This is a genomic window from Streptomyces sp. NPDC093097, from assembly GCF_044754325.1.
Taxonomy (GTDB): Bacteria; Actinomycetota; Actinomycetes; order Streptomycetales; family Streptomycetaceae; genus Streptomyces.
The window spans coordinates 223,194-241,698 of record NZ_JBIVOW010000012.1 but is presented as its reverse complement, the minus strand read 5'-3'; the positions used below and the strand labels follow the sequence as shown (position 1 = coordinate 241,698).

Here is an 18,505-nt window from a genome sequence, read left to right as displayed (position 1 = left end):
GGTGACACGGACTATGACGGAAACGGCTAGGGCGGCGGCACGGGCGGAGAAGCATCGGGCCGGCAGGTCGGAGCCGAAGTCACGGGAGGCGGTGGCGGGCAGACCGTCCAGAGGGGCGGCGAGCGCGGTGCAGTCGGTGGACCGAGCGGTCACGGTGCTGGAGATCCTGGCGAGGCTCGGCGAGGCCGGAGTGACCGAGATCGCCGAAGAGTTGGGCGTGCACAAGTCGACCGCTTTCCGGCTGTTGGGCGTGCTGGAGAACCGCGGACTGGTGGCCCAGGAGCAGGAGCGCGGCAAGTACTACCTCGGCGCCGGGGTGTTGCGGCTGGCCGGGGCCGCCGCGGTGCGGCTGGACATCTCCCAGGAGGGCGCGGCGGTCTGCCGGACGCTCGCCGACGAACTGGGCGAGACGGTCAACATCGCGGTGCTGGAGAGCGACGCCGCGGTCAATATCATGCAGGCCCGCGGACCGGCGTCGGTCACCGCCCAGAACTGGCTCGGCCGCCGCACGCCGCTGCACGCCACGTCCAGCGGCAAGGCGCTGCTGGCGTACCAGCCGTCGCGGGTCCGGGAGGCCGTACTGGCGCGGAAGCTGCCGCGGTTGACCGAGCGGACGGTGACCTCCGCGGGCGAGCTGCGCGATCAGCTCGCCGAGGTGGTCCAGCGGGGATTCGCGGTTGCGGTCGAGGAGTTGGAGCTGGGGCTGCGCGCGGTCGCCGCGCCGGTGCGGGCCCACGACGGCGCGGTCATCGGCGCGATCAGCGTCTCGGTGCCCGCCTACCGGCTGGACGAGGAGCGGCTGCCGGAGGTGGTCAAGCGCACCGTCGCCGCCGGTGCGGAGCTCTCCCGGCGGATGGGGTACGCCTGTTGAGGGGCGTGCGGCGATCCGGGTGCGGCGCCCGTTGACCGTCGGGTGGTGAGCACGGACTGCGGGGCCGGGTCGTCGATCCGGCCCCGCAGCCGTGTGCGCGGGGCGTGCGCGCCGGGCGGCGACGAGGAGCCGCGCGGGTCCCCTCCGCGGTCGTGTGCGCGGGGCGTGCGCGGGCGGTTCGCTGTGCTTCCGCATACGTAACCGGCCCTTCGCAACGCGCTGGCGCGCACCTCTTGACGCTGCCGATACGCCGTTCCCAATATGTCTCCCATCGCGCAACCAGTCGTGCAGTGCGCAACACTGAGGGGTAGGGCATGCCACATCGAGTCCATGCCGTCGTCGCGGCGAAAAAGGGCGCACCCGTCGGTCCGCAGACGATCCTGGTGCCGGACCCCGGCCCCGGAGAAGTGCTGGTCGACGTCCTGGCCTGCGGCGTGTGCCACACCGATCTGCACTACCGCGAGGGCGCCGTCGGCGACGACTTCCCCTTCCTGCTCGGCCACGAGGCGGCCGGCCTCGTCGACGCCGTCGGCGAGGGCGTCGACGACCTCGTGCCCGGCGACTACGTGGTGCTGGCCTGGCGGGCACCGTGCGGCCGGTGCCGGTCCTGCCGGCGCGGCCGCCCCTGGTACTGCTTCGACTCCCGCACCGCCACCCAGCCGATGACCCTCCTGGACGGCACCCCGCTCAGCCCCGCCCTCGGCATCGGCGCGTTCGCCGAGAAGACGCTGGTCGCCGCCGGACAGGCGGTCAAGGTGGATCCCTCGGCCCGTCCCGAGGCGGCCGGGCTGATCGGCTGCGGGGTGATGGCCGGCTACGGCGCCGCCGTCCACACCGGTGCGGTCGGCAGCGGCGACACGGTCGCCGTCATCGGCTGCGGCGGGGTCGGCAACGCCGCCGTCGCCGGCGCCGCGATCGCCGGGGCCCGCCGTGTCATCGCCGTCGACATCGACGAGCGCAAACTCGACGGCGCCACCCGCTTCGGCGCCACCCACACCGTCAACTCCCGCCGTACCGACCCGGTCGAGGCGGTCCGCGAGCTGACCGGCGGCCACGGCGCGGACGTGGTGATCGACGCGGTGGGCCGCCCCGAGACCTACCGCCAGGGCTTCTACATGCGCGATCTGGCCGGCACCCTCGTCCAAGTCGGCGTTCCGGACCCCGACATGACCATCGACCTGCCGCTGATCGACCTGTTCTCCCGCGGCGGCGCGCTCAAGTCCTCCTGGTACGGCGACTGCCTGCCCAGCCGCGACTTCCCCGTGCTCATCGACCGCTACCTCAGCGGGCGGCTCGACCTGGGCGGGTTCGTCAGCGAGACCATCGCCCTGGACGAGGTGGAGGCCGCCTTCGACAAGATGCGGGACGGGCGGGTGCTGCGCTCGGTGGTGGTCCTGTGACCGGCCCGCTGCGCGACCCCCTCGACGCCCGGGTCGTCATCATCGGAGCCGGCATCGTCGGCTGCTCGCTCGCCGACGAACTCACCGCCCGCGGCTGGCGGCAGGTCACCGTCCTCGACCAGGGGCCGCTGCCCGCCCCCGGCGGCTCCACCTCGCACGCCCCCGGGCTGGTCTTCCAGACCAACCCCTCCAAGACCATGACCGAGTTCGCCGCCTACACCGTCCGCACACTCGGCTCCCTCGACGACGGCGGACGCCCCTGCTTCCACCCCGTCGGCGGCCTGGAGATCGCCACCACCGAGGCCCGCTGGGCCGACCTCCACCGCAAGGCCGGCCTCGCCGCCTCCTGGGGCGTCCGCGGCGAACTCCTCGACCCCCAGCAGTGCCGGAAGCTGTGGCCGCTGCTCGACGAGAGCACCGTCCTCGGCGGCTTCCACACCCCCGACGACGGCCTGGCCCGCGCGGTGCCCGCCTGCCGCGCGCAGACGGCCCGGGCCGAGCGCCGCGGCGCCCGCTTCCTGGGGCGGCACACCGTCACCGGCATCGAGCGCGCCCACGGCCGGGTCACCGGCGTCGTCACCGACCACGGCGTCCTCCCCGCCGACCACGTCGTCTCCGCCGCCGGCTTCTGGGGGCCGGTGATCGGGGCGCTCGCGGGCGTCGAGGTGCCCCTGCTGCCGCTGGCCCACCAGTACGCCACCACCGCACCGCTGCCCGAACTCGCCGGCGCCCACGACCCGTCCGAGGAGACGGGCCGGCCGATCCTGCGCCACCAGGACCGCGACCTCTACTTCCGCGAGCACGCCGGCGCCACCGGGGTCCGACTCGGCATCGGCTCCTACGCCCACCGCCCCATGCCCGTCGACCCGTTCACCGTCCCCGCCTACGACGACGCCCCGGTCATGCCGTCCTCGCTGCCGTTCACCGAGGCGGACTTCGCACCGAGCTGGCGCGACAGCGTCGCGCTGCTGCCCGCCCTCGGCGCCTCGCGGATCGCCGACGGCTTCAACGGGGTCTTCTCCTTCACCCCCGACGGGATGCCGGTCCTCGGCGAGTCCCGCACCCTGCGCGGCTTCTGGCTCGCCGAGGCGGTCTGGGTCACCCACTCCGCCGGCGTCGCCAAGGCCGTCGCCGAGTGGATGACCGACGGCCGCCCCGCCACCGACGTCCATGAATGCGACCTCGCCCGCTTCGAGGACGCCCAGCGCTCACCCGCCTACGTGGCGGAGCGCGGCGCCCAGAACTTCGTCGAGGTCTACGACGTCCTCCACCCCCTCCAGCCCATGGCGCGGCCCCGCCCGCTGCGCACCAGTCCCTTCTATCCGCGCCAGCAGGAACTCGGCGCGTTCTTCCTGGAGGCCGGCGGCTGGGAGCGCCCCCACTGGTACGAGGCCAACGCCCCGCTCGCCGTAGGGCTCGACCTCCCCGAACGGGATGCCTGGTCCGCCCGCTACTGGTCGCCGATCGCCGCCGCCGAGGCGGCCGTCACCCGGGAGCGGGTCGCCCTCTACGACATGACCCCGCTGCGCCGCCTGGAGGTCACCGGTCCCGGCGCGCTGGACTTCCTCCAGCGCATGACGACCAACCAACTCGCCAAGAAACCCGGCGCGGTGACCTACACCCTCCTCCTCGATGCCGCCGGCGGCATCCGCTCCGACCTCACGGTGGCCCGGCTCGCCGCCGACCGCTTCCAGGTCGGCGCCAACAGCCCGGCCGACCTCGACTGGCTGCTGCGGCACGCACCGGCGGACGTCGGCGTCCGGGACATCACCTCCGGCACCTGCTGCATCGGCGTCTGGGGCCCGCTCGCCCGGGACCTGGTCCAGCCGCTGACCCGCGACGACTTCTCGCACCGGGCGTTCGGCTACTTCAAGGCCAGGCGGACCCACCTCGGCCATGTCCCGGTCACCGCGCTGCGCCTGAGCTATGTCGGCGAACTCGGCTGGGAGCTCTACACCACCGCCGACCTGGGGCTCCGCCTCTGGGACACGCTCTGGGAGGCCGGCCGGGCACACGGGGCGATCGCCGCCGGCCGCAGCGCCTTCAACAGCCTCCGCCTGGAGAAGGGCTACCGTGCCTGGGGTGCGGACATGACCACCGAACACCACCCCCACGAGGCCGGGCTCGGCTTCGCCGTCCACCCCGCCAAGGGCGACTTCCTCGGCCGGGCCGCCCTGGAGGACTTCAGCGAGGAGACCGCCACCCGCAAACTCACCTGCCTCACCCTCGACGACCCCGCCGCCGTCGTCCTCGGCAAGGAACCCGTCCGCGTCGACGGCGCCCCGGCCGGCTACGTCACCTCCGCCGCCTACGGCCACACCGTCGGCCGCTGCATCGCCTACGCCTGGCTGCCGGCCGCCGCCGCGGTCCCCGGCACAGCCGTCCACATCGAGTACTTCGGGCGGCAGCTCGCGGCGACCGTCGCCCAAGAGCCGCTGTTCGACCCGCAGATGACCCGCATCCGCTGCTAGGGACAGCCCTGGGTTCCGGCGTCAGCCACCGGCCCGGCGCGCACCTCCGCACCCGTCCGCCCGACCAAGGAGCGAGAAGCATGCCTCCCACCTACGACGTCATCGTCCTCGGCCTCGGTGGGATGGGCAGCGCCGCCGCCCACCACCTCGCCGCCCGCGGCGCCCGGGTCCTGGGGCTGGAGAAGTTCGGGCCGGTCCACCACCGCGGCTCCAGCCACGGCGGTTCCCGGATCACCCGCCAGTCCTACTTCGAGGACCCCGCCTACGTCCCGCTGCTGCTGCGCGCCTACGAGCTCTACGAGCGGCTGGAGCGCGACACCGGCCGGCAGATCGCCACCCTGTGCGGCGGGGTGATGGTCGGCCGTCCCGACAGCCGTACCGTCCGCGGCAGTCTGGCCTCCGCCCGCCAGTGGGATCTGCCGCACGAGATGCTCGACGCCAAGGAGATCCGCCGCCGCTTCCCGACCCTGACCCCGGCCGAGGACGAGATCGCGCTCTACGAGGCCCGCGCCGGGCTCGTCCGCCCGGAGAACACCGTCGCCGCCCATGTCCAACTCGCCACGCGGGACGGCGCCGAGCTGCACTTCGAGGAGCCGGTCGTCCGCTGGGAGGAGCTGCCCGGTGGTGCGGGGATCCGCGTCCACACCGGGGAGAACACCTACACCGCCGGCCAGTTGGTGATCTGCCCCGGTGCCTGGGCGCCCGAACTCCTCGCCGACCTCGGCGTACCGGTCTCCATCGAGCGGCACCTCATGTACTGGTTCGCCCCCGACGGCGGCACCGACCCGTTCACCCCCGCCCGCCACCCCATCTACATCTGGGAGGACGCCCGCGGCGTCCAGTTCTACGGCTTCCCCGCCATCGACGGCCCCGAGGGCGGCGCCAAGGTCGCCTTCTTCCGCAAGGGCACCCCCTGCACGCCCGAGACCGTCGACCGCACCGTGCACGACCACGAGGTGCGCGCCATGGCCGACCAGGTCCGCCCCCGCATCCCCGCCCTGCCCGGCCGCTTGCTGAAGGCCGCCACCTGCATGTACTCCAACACCCCCGACGAACACTTCGTGATCAGCCGCCATCCGGCGCACCCGGAGACGGTCACCGTCGCCTGCGGCTTCTCCGGCCACGGCTTCAAGTTCGTCCCCGTCGTCGGCGAGATCGTCGCCGACCTCGCGCTCACCGGCACCACTGCGCACCCCATCGACCTGTTCGCCCCGTCCCGCCGCCGTACCGGGGAGACCCCGAGCCGGCCCGCCGCCCCGGTCGCCTGAGGAGAACGGCCATGCCGACCACACCCGCCGACGGCCCGTCCACGCCCCCCGCCCCGGCCGCGCCCAGCCTGATCGCCACCCTCCCCGGGCGCGCCTACACCGATCCGGAGCTCTTCCGCCGCGAACAGGAGCTGATCTTCGAGCGGTTGTGGTTCTGCGCGGTCCGCGGCGCCGACCTGGCCCGGCCCGGTGCCTTCCGCACCGTCCGCGTCGGCCGGGAGAGCGTCCTGATCACCCGCAACCGGGCCGGCGCGCTGCGCGCCTTCCTCAACGTCTGCCGGCACCGCGGCGCCCAGCTGTGCACCGAGGAGTCCGGTGCGGTCCGCCGCAACCTCCAATGCCCGTACCACGCCTGGACCTACGATCTCGACGGACGGCTGGTGGCCGCCCCCAACCTCCAGCAGATGCCCGACCTCGACCGGACCGGACGCGGCCTGGTCGCCGTCCCGGTGCGGGAGTGGCTCGGCTATGCCTGGGTCTGCCTGGCGGACGAGCCGCCGTCCTTTGAAGACACCGTGATAGGTGCGGCCGTCGAGCGGCTGGGCGACGTCGCGGCCATCGACCGCTACCGCACCGAGACCCTGGCCCTGGGCCGCCGTATCCGGTACGACGTGCGCGCCAACTGGAAGCTGCTGGTCGAGAACTTCATGGAGTGCTACCACTGCGCGACCATCCACCCCGAACTCACCGACGTCCTGCCGGAGTTCGCGGAGGGGTTCGCCGCGCAGTACTACGTGGGCCATGGTGCGGAGTTCGCCGCGGAGGCGCGCGGTTTCACCGTGGACGGCAGCGCGGGCTTCGGCCGGCTGCCGGGTATCGACGACGGTCAGGACCGGCGGTACTACGCGGTGACCGTCCGCCCGCAGGTCTTCGTCAACCTCGTCCCCGACCACGTCATCCTGCACCGGATGTTCCCCCTGGCCGCCGACCGGACCGTGGTCGAGTGCGACTGGCTGTATCTGCCCGAGGTCGTCGCGTCGGGGGCCGACACCGGCAAGTCCGTCGAGCTGTTCCACCGCGTCAACACCCAGGACTTCGACGCCTGTGAGCGCACCCAGCCCGCCATGGACTCCCGTGCCTACCGCGGCGGGGGCGTGCTGGTGCCCAGTGAGCACCACATCGGTGCGTTCCATGCGTGGGTTGCCGCCTGCGTGGGGGAGGGCGCGCCCGGGGCGTAAGGCGGCGAGGAAGCGCCCGGACGTGGGGGAGGGCGGCGTAGGCCCCGGCCGGATCGGTCCGTCCGGGGCCGAACCGACCGTCTACAGCCGTCGGTTGTCCAGCACCGCCACCGCCCGCCGGACCCGCTCGGCCTCCGCCGGGTCCACCTCGCCGAGCAGCAGCCCCGGGGCGCCGCCCAGCCGGGCCCGTACCGTCCCGTCCGGGCCGATCAGTGCGCTGTGCCCCACGCCGGTCGGGGCCTTGGTGGGCAGGTCCGGGTCGGCGTCCGGTTCCGGGGCTGCCTGGCCCACGGCCGCCAGCCACACCGTGGCGTCCAGCGCCCTGGCCCGCACCAGCAGATCCCACTGCGCGCGCTTGCCGGGGCCGGCGCCCCAGGAGGCGGGCAGTACCGACAGCGTCGCGCCGGCGTCCGCATGGGCCCGGAACAGTTCCGGGAACCGCAGGTCGTAGCAGGTGGCCAGGCCCACCCGGACGCCGTCCACGTCGAGTGTCACCACGCGCTCACCCGGTGCGACGGTGTCCGATTCGCGGAACCCGAAGGCGTCATAGAGGTGGATCTTGTCGTAGGACTCCTCGCCGCCGGGGCCGGTGGCCAGCAGGGTGTTCGCCACCCGGCCGTCGGGTGCGGGGGTGAACATGCCTGCCACCACCGTGATCCCGGTCTCCTGGGCCACGGTGCGGACCCCGTCGGCCCACGGCCCGTCCAGCGGCTCGGCCACCGGCCCCAGCGGCACCCCGAAGCGCACCATCGCCGCCTCCGGCAGCACCGCCAGCCGCGCCCCCTCGGCGGCGGCCCGGCGGACGAGGTCCGCGACCTGCGCGAGGTTCTCCTTCGGCTCGGTCGAAGAGGTCATCTGGCACAGCGCGATACGCATCGGCACTCTCTCCTGTCGTCTCCGGTCCCGGCCCGCGGGGAGCCGGCGCGGGTCGCCCTGCCCTGGACGGTACGCCGTGCCGCTTCGGGGCACAGCCCCCTGAGGCGCGTGCGGCCTGGTCAGCCGGGGTGTGAGGCCCGTGACCGGAACCACTTGGAAGTTCAAAACGGCGTGCGGTTAGCATATGAGCACCGCCTAGCTCGATCGAGAGATAAGCCTGTGACTGTCAACGACGACTCGTTCACTAACTGGAAGACCCGCGAGGAGATCGCGGAGTCGATGATCCCGATCATCGGGAAGCTGCACCGGGAGCGCGACGTCACCGTCCTGCTCCACAGCCGCTCCTTGGTGAACAAGTCGGTGGTCAGCATCCTCAAGACGCACCGCTTCGCCCGGCAGATCGCCGGCGAGGAGCTTTCGGTCACCGAGACGCTGCCGTTCCTGCAGGCGCTCACCACGCTCGACCTCGGCCCGTCCCAGATCGACCTCGGCATGCTCGCCGCGACGTACAAGGCCGACGACCGCGGCCTGTCGATCGAGGAGTTCACCGCCGAGGCCGTCGCCGGCGCCACCGGCGCCAACAAGATCGAGTGCCGCGAGGGACGCGACGTCGTCCTCTACGGCTTCGGTCGCATCGGCCGCCTCGTGGCCCGCCTCCTCATAGAGAAGGCCGGCTCCGGCAACGGCCTGCGGCTGCGCGCCATCGTGGTGCGCGGCGGCGGCGAGCAGGACATCGTCAAGCGCGCTTCGCTGCTGCGCCGGGACTCCATCCACGGCCAGTTCCAGGGCACCATCACCGTCGACGAGGCCAACAGCGAGATCATCGCCAACGGCAACGTGATCAAGGTGATCTACGCCAACGACCCGGCCGAGGTCGACTACACGGCGTACGGCATCAAGGACGCCATCCTCATCGACAACACCGGTAAGTGGCGCGACCGCGAGGGCCTGTCGAAGCACCTCCGCCCCGGTATCGACAAGGTGGTCCTGACCGCCCCGGGCAAGGGCGACGTCCCCAACATCGTGCACGGCGTCAACCACGACATGATCAAGCCCGACGAGCAGATCCTGTCCTGCGCGTCCTGCACCACCAACGCGATCGTCCCGCCGCTGAAGGCGATGGAGGACGAGTACGGCGTGCTGCGCGGTCACGTGGAGACCGTCCACTCGTTCACCAACGACCAGAACCTGCTGGACAACTACCACAAGTCCGAGCGCCGCGGCCGCTCCGCGCCGCTCAACATGGTCATCACCGAGACCGGCGCCGCCTCGGCCGTCGCCAAGGCGCTGCCCGACCTCAAGGCGAAGATCACCGGCAGCTCGATCCGGGTGCCGGTGCCGGACGTCTCGATCGCCATCCTCAACCTCCAACTGGCCCGCGAGACCAGCCGCGAGGAGGTCCTCGACTACCTGCGCGAGGTGTCGCTGACCTCGCCGCTCAAGCGTCAGATCGACTTCACCAGCGCCCCCGACGCGGTCTCCAACGACTTCATCGGCTCGCGCCACGCCTCGATCGTCGACGCCGGCGCCACCAAGGTCGAGGGCGACAACGCCATCCTCTACCTCTGGTACGACAACGAGTTCGGCTACTCCTGCCAGGTCATCCGGGTCGTCCAGTACGTCTCCGGTGTGGAGTACCCGACCTACCCGGCACCGGTGGCCTGACCCCGGTGGTCTGACCGCTCCCCAGGAGGGCGATCGATTCCGTGCGCGGAATCGGTCGCCCTCCTTGCCGTTCACCGGCCGCATCGCTCCGGCCTGTCGGCCGCCTCCGACTTGCGGCTTCCGTTACGTCAACTTCTACGGTCTTGGGTGTGGCCGGAACGACCGGCCCGGCGAGGGGAGGCACGGCCATGGCCTGGTCGATCGCGGAGGTGGCGCGGATGTCCGGGGTGACGTCCCGGACGTTGCGGCACTACGACGAGATCGGCCTGCTGCCGCCCGCGGGGATCGCGAGCAACGGACACCGGTACTACGAGGACGCGGATCTGCTGCGGTTGCAGCAGATCCTGCTGATGCGGGAGCTGGGCGTGGGACTGCGGGAGATCCGCGCGGTCCTGGACAGCGAGGTGGACCAGGTGGCCGTGTTGCGCGCGCACCACGGGCGGTTGCTGGGGGAGCGGAACCGTTTGGAGACGCTGGCCCGGACGGTCGGCCGCACCATCGCCGAACTGGAGAAGGAGAAGGAGGGCAGGACCATGGCAGTGGAGATCAACCGGCCGGAGAACCTGTTCGAGGGTTTTGCACCGTCCCGTTACGACGCCGAGGTCGAGGCGGAGGTCCGGGAGCGGTGGCCGGCGGCCTGGGAGCAGTCCCGGCGGGCGGTCGAGGGCATGTCCGCGGAGGAGACCGAGCAGTGGCAGCGGGAGGCGACGGCCCAGATGATCCGCATGGCGGAGTTCATGGTGGCCGGCACCCCGGTGGCCGACCCCGCGGTGCAGACCGAGGTGGACGCCCACTACCGGGGGGTGTGCCGCTTCTGGACGCCGAACAAGGCGGCCTACGAGGGGCTCGCCCAGCGGTACGCCGACGACCCGCAGATGCGGGCCAACTTCGACAAGATCGCTGAGGGGTTGGCCGGATACCAGCGCGAGGCGATGATCGTCTACGCCGGTGCCCGGCTGAGCTGATCGAGGACGCATGCTGTCGGTGGGCTGCAGACCGCCGGCGGCAGGTGCCGCGCCCTCGCGCCGACCGTGTGCGGTGCGCAGGGCCGTTCGTGGACGGGGCGCGAAAGCCCCTTGCGCCCGCGTGCCGGCGTGTAGTCGGCTGGCCCGCATGAGCAGCAGGAGGGGCTGGAAGAGCATGCGGAAGCGGAGCGTTGCCGCGTTGTTCGCCGCGTTGGTCGCGGGCTCGCTGTGTGCCGGCGCACCGTACGGGCGTGCCCAGGCCGCCGAGAGCGGTGCCGACGGGCCGCCGCCGCAGGCCGGTTCGCCCGCGGCGCTCGGCGTCGATCTCGACACGGTGACGATCCCGGAACTCCAGGCGCGGATGTCCGACGGTTCGCTGACGTCCGCGGCGCTGACCGCCGCCTACCTGGCGCGGATCAAGGCCGTCGACCCCAAGATCAACGCGGTGTTGCGCACCGATCCGACGGCCCTGCGCCAGGCCGCCGCCAGCGACGTCCGGCACCGGCGCGGTGCGCAGCGCGGCCCGCTCGACGGCATCCCCGTCCTGCTCAAGGACAACGTGAACACCCGGGACCTGCCCACCACGGCCGGGTCCCTGGCGCTGGCCGGCAGCCCGCCGGAGCAGGATGCCGTCCTGGTGACCCGGCTGCGGGAAGCCGGTGCGGTGATCCTCGGCAAGACCAACCTGTCGGAATGGGCCAACTTCCGTGCGGACAAGCCGACATCGGGGTGGTCGGCGGTCGGCAGGCAGACCCACAACCCCTACGTACTGGACCGGAACCCGTGCGGCTCCTCCTCCGGATCGGCCGCCGGGATCGCCGCGTCGTTGGCGCAGGTGGCCGTCGGCAGCGAGACGGACGGCTCCATCGTGTGCCCGTCCGGGATGAACGGGGTGGTCGGGCTCAAGCCCAGCCTCGGCGTCGTCAGCCAGTCCGGGATCGTGCCGATCTCCGCCGAGCAGGACACCGCGGGCCCGATCGCCCGCAATGTGATCGACACCGCGCTCACCCTCGCGGTGCTGAGCGGGCGTGACGCCGCACGCGCCGGCGGCCCCGGGGGCCTGTCGGCCGGTGCGGCACACCCCGACGCGCTGCGCGGCAAGCGGATCGGGCTGTGGCGGCTGCCCGAGCTCGGACCGGACGTGGACGCCGTGATGACCCGGACCGCGGAGGAACTGCGGCACGCGGGGGCCCACGTCGTCGAGGTGACGCCGCCCTACCAGAAGCGGCTCGCCGAGCTCGAATTCCCGGCGCTGCTCAGCGAGTTCCACCGGGACATCGATGCCTACCTCGCCACCCGCGACGGGCCGCGCAATCTCGCCGAGCTGATCGCGTTCAACCGCAGCCACCCGGCGGAACGCACCTGCTTCGCCGGCCAGGAACTGTTCGAGAAGGCGTTGGCCGCGCCGTCCACGAGTGACCCGAAGTACCGTGCGAGGCGCGCCGAGTTGAGCGACCTCGCCCGGCGGTCCATCGACGAGACCATGGCCGCCCATCGCCTGGACGCCATCGCCGCGCCGACCAACCCGCCGGCCTGGACGACGGACTGCGCGCGCGGCGACGACGACGTCATCCCGTCCTCGACGCCCGCGGCCGTGTCCGGCTACCCGTCGCTGTCGGTTCCCGCCGGGACGGTGCAGCAACTTCCCGTTGGTGTGCTGCTGATGGCCGGTGACCGCCAGGACGCCAGGCTTCTTTCCCTGGGGGCCGCGGTGGAACACCGGTTGCGCGCCTGGCGGGCTCCGCGCTTCCTGCCGACGCTGGGGGCCGACGGGCCGCGATGAACCAGTTCGGTCGGATTTTCGCCGATCTGGTGTTCGCTCGTACGGGGGAATTTTCCGAAAAGGGCCTCGCATTACCTCGATCGGGCAACGACGATGCGTTCGTGATTGATGATCGTCGTCGTGCCACGCACCGTCGCCGGGCCCTCCGGACCGGGCTGGCCGCCCTCAGCACCCTGTCGTTACTGTCCGCCGTGCCGGCTGCTGCCCAGCCGGCCAACTCCTCCGCCACCCCGTCGCGTTCGGCCCGCCCGCTCGACGCGGCCGAAGCGCGCACCGCCGCCTACCTGGACTCCGTCCGCACCGACCCGGCGCGGCTGCGCGACTTCTTCCGGGCCCTGCCCAAGGGCGGAGACCTGCACAACCACCTCTCCGGCGCGATACCCACCGAGTATCTGATCACGCTCGCCGCCGAGGACGGACTGTGCATCGACGTCAAGACGATGACGGCCGTTCCGCCGCAGTGCGGTCCGGGCAAGCGGCCGGCGGCGGACGCCCGGACCGACCGGGCGTTCCACGACGCGGTGGTGCGGGCCTGGTCGATGCAGGACTTCCCAGCCGGCCAGTCGGGGCATGACCACTTCTTCGACACGTTCGGCAAGTTCGGCGAGGTCACCTGGCGGCACCGCGGCAAGCTGGCGGCGAAGGTCGCCGACGGCATCGCCCAGCAGAACCAGTTCTACCTGGAGACCCTGGTCACCCCCGCCTCCGAGGAGACCAAGAAGGTCGCCGACCAGGTCGGTTGGCAGGCCGACTTCGCCCGGATGCACCGGGCGCTGGCCGCCGACGGCAAGCTCGACCGGCTGGTGGCCACGGCCCGCAAGGAGGCGGACGACGCGGACGCCGAGTTCCGCGCGACCGAACGCTGCGGCACCTCCCATGCCGCCCCCGGCTGCCGGGTGACCGTGCGCTGGAACTCCCAGGTCTCCCGGGGCAGCAGCCCCGAGCGGGTCTTCGCGCAGATGGCGGTCGGCATGCGGCTGGCCGAGCGGGACCGGCGGTTCACCGCGGTCAACCTCGTCCAGCCCGAGGACGGCGAGGTCTCGCTGCGCGACTACAGCCTCCAGATGCGGATGCTCGACTATCTGCACCGGGTCTACCCGCGGGCCCACATCACCCTGCACGCCGGTGAGTTGTGGACGGGACTGGTCAAGCCGAAGGACCTGACGTTCCACATCGGCGAGGCGGTCAACGTCGCCCACGCCCAGCGCATCGGCCACGGCGTCGACCTCGTCCACGAGGACAACTGGCGGCAGTTGGCGCGGACCATGGCCGACCGGCAGGTCGCCGTGGAGGTGCCCTTCACCAGCAACGCCCAGATCCTCGGCGTGAAGGGCGCGGAGCACCCCTTCAACACCTACCGCGCGTACGGCGTGCCGATCGTGCTGGCCACCGACGACCCCGGTGTCTCCCGCATCGACATCACCCACGAGTACCAGTACGCCGCCAAGACCTACGGCCTCGGCTACGGCGAGTTGAAGGACCTGGCCCGCGCGTCCCTCCAGTACTCCTTCCTCTCCGGCCCCAGCCTGTGGCAGGGCAACCCGACCCGGAACGGCTACCACCCCGTCGCCGCCTGCCGCGGCCAGGCCCCCGGCAACGGCACCCCGGGTGCCGCCTGCCGACTCCTGCTCAAGACCAGCCCCAAGGCGGCCGTGGAGTGGCAGCAGGAGGCCGCGTTCGCCGCCTTCGAGCGGCAGTTCAGCGCCCGCCGCTGACCCCGGTCGGCCCGGGCCCGGCGTTCCGTGCCCCTCGCGGGCGCGCCGGGCCCGGCCTTGACCCCATGGATACGTGAGCCCCTTCCCGCCTGCCTGGGAAGGGGCTCATGTGTGCTGCGGGCGGTTCGGGGTGCCGTGCCGCCGACCGGCTACGCCGCCCCGGTCGGCGAGGGCGCGCCGCTCGGCGCCGCACCGGACGCCGGCTCCGCGCGGAAGTCCAGCATGTAGAAGACCTTGTCCCAGCGGCGTGCGCCGATCGCCACGAAACCGGGGAGCCGGCCGTACTCCCGGAACCCCAACGACCGGTACAGCCGCAGGGCGTGGGCGTTGTCGGCGCGGGCGTCCAGGGTGAGGACCTCGACGCCCGCGGCCCGGGCGTCGGCGATCAACGCGGTGGCCAGCGTCCGGCCGGTGCCGCGGCGATGGGCGGCGGCGGCCACCGCCAGCTTCTCCAGATCGGCGTGCGGGCGGTTGGTCGGGCGGGCGTAGCGCAACCAGTAGCCCAGGCCGATCAGCGTGCGGCCGGCGTAGGCGGCCCGCAGTGCTCCCTCGCCGGTCGCGGTGGCGGCCAGCACCCGGTCGACCAGTTCGGCCACCTCCTCCCGGCCGGGCGGATCGACCCAGCCGAGCGGCGCGCCGTCGGCGACCAGCTCGGCGAGGATGCGGTGCGCCGACCCGGCGAATTCCGCGGCCAGTTGGGGGTCGGCCAGCAGGCCGGGGGCGTCCAGGACGACGGTCTCGTGGTCGCCTTCGGGTTCGTTGATCATGGAGGGCATGGGCGGCAGCCTAGGTCGTCCCGGGATGCGGTGGACAGGGGCGGCGCTCGTACCTTCGCCGACGTGCCCGTCGGTCAGTCCGCGGGCAGCTGCCGGACGGCCTTCTCCAGGGCGGCGGCGATCCGTTGGACGTCCTCCTCGGTGGTCCGCCAGTTGCTGAACGCGGCCCGGAGGGCGGGCAGTCCGGCGTGGACGGTGGGGGTGAGGAAGGCCTCGGCGGCCAGCGCGTCGGCGAGGGCGGCGAGGCGTTCGGCGGTGGGGCGGGCGGCGAGGGTGAAGCAGACGACGTTCAGGCGGACCGGGTCGAGCAGCCGCAGGCCGTCGAGGGAGGCGACCGCCGTGCCCAGGGTGCCGGCGCTCGCCGCGCAGCGTTCGACGATCTCGCGGTGGCCCTCGCGCCCGTAGGCGCGCAGGGTGAACCAGGTGGGGAGGGCGCGCAGCCGGCGGGAGTTCTCCGGGGTGAGGTGGACCAGGTCCGGATCGGCGCCGAGTTCGCCCAGGTAGGCGGCGGCGTTCTGGAAGACCCGGGCCTGGAGGTCGCGGCGGCGGGTGAACTGGACCGCACTGTCGTAGGGGACGTTCAGCCACTTGTGCAGGTCGATGCAGAGCGAGTCGGCCAGGTCGAGGCCGTCGACCAGGCGCGCGTGCTGCGGGGAGAGCGCGGCGAAGGCGCCGAAGGCGGCGTCGATGTGCAGCCAGCAGCCGTAGCGGTCGCGGAGCGCGGCCAGGGCGCGGAGGTCGTCGAAGTCGACGGTGTTGACGGTGCCGGCGTTGGCAATGATGACGCAGGGGCCGTCGGTCTCCTGGAGGGCGCGTTCCAGTGCCGCCGGGTCCACCGCCTCCCGGTCGGGGAGGGTGGGGACGGTGACCAGCGCGGACCGGCCGAGGCCGAGCACCGACAGCGCCTTGGCGATGCTGGAGTGCGGGGCGCCGGACAGGACGCGGACCGGACCGAGGGCGGCCACTCCGTCCTCGGCGGGGGAGACGCCGCGTTGTTCCCCCAACCACTCCCGGGCGATGGCCAGTCCGACGGTGTTGGACTGGGTGGCGCCGCTGACCAGCGCGCCCTGGTGGGCGTCGGAGAGCCCGAAGAGGGCGCGCAGCCAGTCGACCGTCTCCCGCTCCAGGTGCTGTCCGGTGGGGTCCAGGGACGACATGGCGTTCTGGTCCACGGTGGCGGTCAGCCAGTCACCGGCGAGGGCCGCCGGGGTCGCCCCGCCGGTGACGAAGCCGAGGTAGCGGGGGCCGGCGCTGGCCGACAGCCCGGGCTGCCAGCGCGTGGTGAAGTCCCGCAGCGCGTCGCGGAGTCCGGTGCCGTGCTCCGGGAGCGGGGCCGGCTCCGGGGCGGGCCGCGCGGGGACGACCGGGGCCTCCGGGAGAGTGGCCAGGAAGTCCGTGGCGTGCTGCCGGGTGGTCTCCAGCAGGTCGGGCAGCGCGGCGAGATCCGCGGCGAGCTGGGGGTGCACGGTGCGCTCCGTTCGTCGGTTGGACTCGACGCTAACCGGGGCCGGGTCCCGGTCACTGGGGCCAATTCGCAGAAAGTGGGCTGGGATTGGGGCCATGCGGCCTGGTGTGCGGACGGCGGGCGCTCGGTCGGGCCTACCGGCCGGCCGTGACCGACGGCGTCCCGGGCGCACCCGGACCGCCCGGGAGGCCGGCCCCAGCCGCCTCGTCCGCGGTGCGCCGCTCGTCCAGGAACGCGGCGATCACGGCGGCGAATCCGGCCGGGTCCTCGCCCGGGGCCCCGTGCCCGGCGTCGATCTCCTGGTAGCGGGCCTGCGGGATGCCGGCCAGCAACGCCTGCTGCTGCGCGGCGTCGATGAGGCGATCGTGGGCGCTGGCCAGCACCAGCGTCGGCGCCGTGATCCGGCCCAGCAGGGGGCGCAGGTCCACCGAGAGGTCCACTTTGGTCTGCCGGTCGGTCCCCGGTGCCACTGTCGGGGGCAGGGCCCGGACCAGGTCCTCGTTGGCCGCGGTGTCGGTGCGTTCCCAGTAGCGGGGGCCGAACGCCATCAGCGGCAGCATCCGGGCGAAGTGCGTGGTGCCGTGCGCCGCGTCGCTGCGCAGCAGGTCGAGCCAGTGGGTGAACTCGGCCCACATCCGGGTGTCGGTGTGCGCCCAGCAGGCGTGCAGGGCCAGCGAGCGGACCCGGTCGGGGTGGTGGGCGGCGAGGTGGGCGGCGGTCACCGCGCCGAGCGAGTGGCCGACCAGGTGGAAGCGGTCCAGCCCGGCGTGGTCGGCGGCGGCCAGCACCTCGTCGGCGAGGTCGGCCACGGTGAGCGGGCCGCCGTGGTCGGTGGTGCCGCCGGAGCCGGAGTAGTCCGGTGCCACCACGGTGAAGCGGTCGGCGACCGCGGCGGTCAGCGGCTGCCACTGTGCGCGGTCGGTGCCGGTGCCGTGCACCAGCACCAGCCCCGGGCCGGTCCCGGTGCGGTCGTAGGCGACGGCGGCCGGGCCGCCGCTGAGGGACACCTGTGTCACGGGCATGGGGATTCCCCTTGAGGGATGACGGGGTGCCGGGCCGCTTGCGTCGGCCGCGTACGGGCCCGGCGGGTGGACGGGGTGCCGGGCCGGTTCGCGTCGGGCGGGCTCGGCGGCGGACGGGGCGGTTCAGGCGGTGGTGGCGCGGGCGGCCGGCGCCATGCGGGCCAGCGCGGTGCGCAGCGCGGCGTTGAAGGCGTCGGGGAGTTCCTGGTGCGGCATGTGGCCGGAGCCGGTGATGACGCCGACCTCGGCCCCCGGCGTGCGGGCGGCGCAGTTCCGGGCCACCTCCAGCGGGATGGCGGGGTCCAGCTCGCCGTGCAGGTAGTGGATCGGCACCCGCAGCCCGGGCAGGGTGGGGCGCGGGTCGTAGCCGGCGGCGGTGGCCTGGTGCTCGTCGATGTGGACGCCGGAGTCCAGGATCTGCCGGATCGTCCAGTCGATCAGCGCGGGCGAGGTGCCCGGCGCGAACCACCCCGGCACCCAGTTCGCCACCGTCCCGGCCCGGTCCCGCCGCAGCGCGGCCACCATCTGGGCCTGGCCGTCCTCCGTCGGCCAGTACGCCGGCGCGCCCACCGGGATCACCCCGCCGATCAACTCCGGCCGCCGCACCCCCAGTTCCGTGGCGAAGGAGCCGCCGACCGACGAGCCGACGACCACCGGCCGGTCCAGCCGCAGCGCGCCGATCAGCGCCACCAGGTCGCTGACCACGCCGGTGAGGGTGTTGCCGCGGGCGGGCCGGGCCGACCGCCCGCAGCCCCGCCAGTCGACGGTCACCACCCGGTGGTCCCGGACGAACTCGGCCTGCTGCGCGCCCCAGGTGCGCCCGCTGGTGCCCCAGCCGTGCAGGAACAACAGGGCAGGGCCGGTCCCCTCGTCCTCGTAGTAGAGCGTGGTGTCGTTGACGTCCAGGTGCGGCATGGCGGTGTCCTCTGCCTCGATGGCCCGGGTGGGCCGCGCGGTCGGTGATGACCTCAGCCAACCGCGATCACGCCCGCCGACCAACGAGCGATCCCCGCCTACACTGATCGCGATCAGTGATCAATACGGGTCACG

14 protein-coding genes are annotated in these 18,505 nt (G+C 73.1%); 9 read left to right on the top strand and 5 right to left on the bottom strand.

The window, feature by feature from the left end; genetic code table 11:
• The first annotated feature begins 127 nt into the window (after positions 1 to 127).
• The 5 genes from ACIQE0_RS21920 to ACIQE0_RS21900 all read left to right on the top strand — a co-directional run bounded on the left by ACIQE0_RS21920 (position 128) and on the right by ACIQE0_RS21900 (position 7,188).
• The gene (locus tag ACIQE0_RS21920; protein WP_402334672.1) at positions 128 to 871 is read left to right on the top strand and encodes an IclR family transcriptional regulator; all 744 of its coding nucleotides are present in this window, start codon (positions 128 to 130) and stop codon (positions 869 to 871) included.
• A gap of 314 nt (positions 872 to 1,185) precedes the next feature.
• Positions 1,186 to 2,271, top strand: coding sequence for an S-(hydroxymethyl)mycothiol dehydrogenase (locus ACIQE0_RS21915; RefSeq protein WP_402334669.1), 1,086 nt, complete (start codon positions 1,186 to 1,188; stop codon positions 2,269 to 2,271).
• Entirely contained in the window at positions 2,268 to 4,742 is a 2,475-nt protein-coding gene (locus ACIQE0_RS21910) for an FAD-dependent oxidoreductase (protein ID WP_402334667.1), read from the top strand. Before ACIQE0_RS21915 ends, ACIQE0_RS21910 begins: the two co-directional genes overlap by 4 nt.
• An 80-nt stretch (positions 4,743 to 4,822) precedes the next feature.
• Positions 4,823 to 6,010, top strand: coding sequence for an N-methyl-L-tryptophan oxidase (gene solA, locus ACIQE0_RS21905; protein WP_402334664.1), 1,188 nt, complete (start codon positions 4,823 to 4,825; stop codon positions 6,008 to 6,010).
• Between the two features lie 11 nt (positions 6,011 to 6,021).
• Complete coding sequence (locus tag ACIQE0_RS21900; protein WP_402334661.1) at positions 6,022 to 7,188, top strand: aromatic ring-hydroxylating dioxygenase subunit alpha; 1,167 nt, start codon at positions 6,022 to 6,024, stop codon at positions 7,186 to 7,188.
• Positions 7,189 to 7,269: 81 nt separating this feature from the next.
• Here ACIQE0_RS21900 and ACIQE0_RS21895 read toward each other — a convergent pair whose 3' ends face one another.
• The gene (locus ACIQE0_RS21895) at positions 7,270 to 8,064 is read right to left on the bottom strand and encodes a carbon-nitrogen hydrolase family protein (protein WP_402334658.1); all 795 of its coding nucleotides are present in this window, start codon (positions 8,062 to 8,064) and stop codon (positions 7,270 to 7,272) included.
• Positions 8,065 to 8,283: 219 nt separating this feature from the next.
• On the opposite strand from ACIQE0_RS21895, the gene ACIQE0_RS21890 reads away from it, so the two are divergent.
• From ACIQE0_RS21890 to ACIQE0_RS21875, 4 genes are all read left to right on the top strand, one after another.
• Positions 8,284 to 9,729 (top strand): glyceraldehyde-3-phosphate dehydrogenase, encoded by a 1,446-nt coding sequence (locus ACIQE0_RS21890; RefSeq protein ID WP_366330512.1) that lies wholly within the window; start codon positions 8,284 to 8,286, stop codon positions 9,727 to 9,729.
• 188 nt (positions 9,730 to 9,917) lie between these two features.
• A complete protein-coding gene (locus ACIQE0_RS21885) occupies positions 9,918 to 10,694 on the top strand; it encodes a MerR family transcriptional regulator (RefSeq protein WP_366330511.1) in 777 nt (258 codons plus the stop codon).
• A gap of 175 nt (positions 10,695 to 10,869) precedes the next feature.
• Positions 10,870 to 12,477: an amidase gene (locus ACIQE0_RS21880; protein ID WP_402334762.1), complete on the top strand. Its 1,608-nt coding sequence runs from the start codon at positions 10,870 to 10,872 to the stop codon at positions 12,475 to 12,477.
• A 101-nt stretch (positions 12,478 to 12,578) separates the two neighbouring features.
• Positions 12,579 to 14,192, top strand: coding sequence for an adenosine deaminase (locus ACIQE0_RS21875; RefSeq protein ID WP_402334654.1), 1,614 nt, complete (start codon positions 12,579 to 12,581; stop codon positions 14,190 to 14,192).
• A 149-nt stretch (positions 14,193 to 14,341) separates the two neighbouring features.
• On the opposite strand, the gene ACIQE0_RS21870 is transcribed toward ACIQE0_RS21875, so the two are convergent.
• The 4 genes from ACIQE0_RS21870 to ACIQE0_RS21855 form a co-directional block, all read right to left on the bottom strand.
• Positions 14,342 to 14,959 (bottom strand): N-acetyltransferase, encoded by a 618-nt coding sequence (locus ACIQE0_RS21870; RefSeq protein WP_366330601.1) that lies wholly within the window; start codon positions 14,957 to 14,959, stop codon positions 14,342 to 14,344.
• Positions 14,960 to 15,042: 83 nt separating this feature from the next.
• The gene (locus tag ACIQE0_RS21865; protein ID WP_402334651.1) at positions 15,043 to 16,434 is read right to left on the bottom strand and encodes a pyridoxal phosphate-dependent decarboxylase family protein; all 1,392 of its coding nucleotides are present in this window, start codon (positions 16,432 to 16,434) and stop codon (positions 15,043 to 15,045) included.
• Positions 16,435 to 16,567: 133 nt separating this feature from the next.
• The gene (locus ACIQE0_RS21860) at positions 16,568 to 17,455 is read right to left on the bottom strand and encodes an alpha/beta fold hydrolase (protein WP_402334649.1); all 888 of its coding nucleotides are present in this window, start codon (positions 17,453 to 17,455) and stop codon (positions 16,568 to 16,570) included.
• Positions 17,456 to 17,578: 123 nt separating this feature from the next.
• A complete protein-coding gene (locus ACIQE0_RS21855; RefSeq protein WP_366330508.1) occupies positions 17,579 to 18,370 on the bottom strand; it encodes an alpha/beta hydrolase in 792 nt (263 codons plus the stop codon).
• Positions 18,371 to 18,505 lie beyond the last annotated feature (135 nt).

Coding starts and splice junctions, on each gene's coding strand:
- ACIQE0_RS21900 (WP_402334661.1), top strand. CDS start 6,022: ATGCCGACCACACCCGCCGACGGCCCGTCCACGCCCCCCGCCCCGGCC.
- ACIQE0_RS21885 (WP_366330511.1), top strand. CDS start 9,918: ATGGCCTGGTCGATCGCGGAGGTGGCGCGGATGTCCGGGGTGACGTCC.
- ACIQE0_RS21870 (WP_366330601.1), bottom strand. CDS start 14,959: ATGATCAACGAACCCGAAGGCGACCACGAGACCGTCGTCCTGGACGCC.
- ACIQE0_RS21860 (WP_402334649.1), bottom strand. CDS start 17,455: ATGCCCGTGACACAGGTGTCCCTCAGCGGCGGCCCGGCCGCCGTCGCC.
- ACIQE0_RS21915 (WP_402334669.1), top strand. CDS start 1,186: ATGCCACATCGAGTCCATGCCGTCGTCGCGGCGAAAAAGGGCGCACCC.
- solA (WP_402334664.1), top strand. CDS start 4,823: ATGCCTCCCACCTACGACGTCATCGTCCTCGGCCTCGGTGGGATGGGC.
- ACIQE0_RS21855 (WP_366330508.1), bottom strand. CDS start 18,370: ATGCCGCACCTGGACGTCAACGACACCACGCTCTACTACGAGGACGAG.
- ACIQE0_RS21895 (WP_402334658.1), bottom strand. CDS start 8,064: ATGCGTATCGCGCTGTGCCAGATGACCTCTTCGACCGAGCCGAAGGAG.
- ACIQE0_RS21880 (WP_402334762.1), top strand. CDS start 10,870: ATGCGGAAGCGGAGCGTTGCCGCGTTGTTCGCCGCGTTGGTCGCGGGC.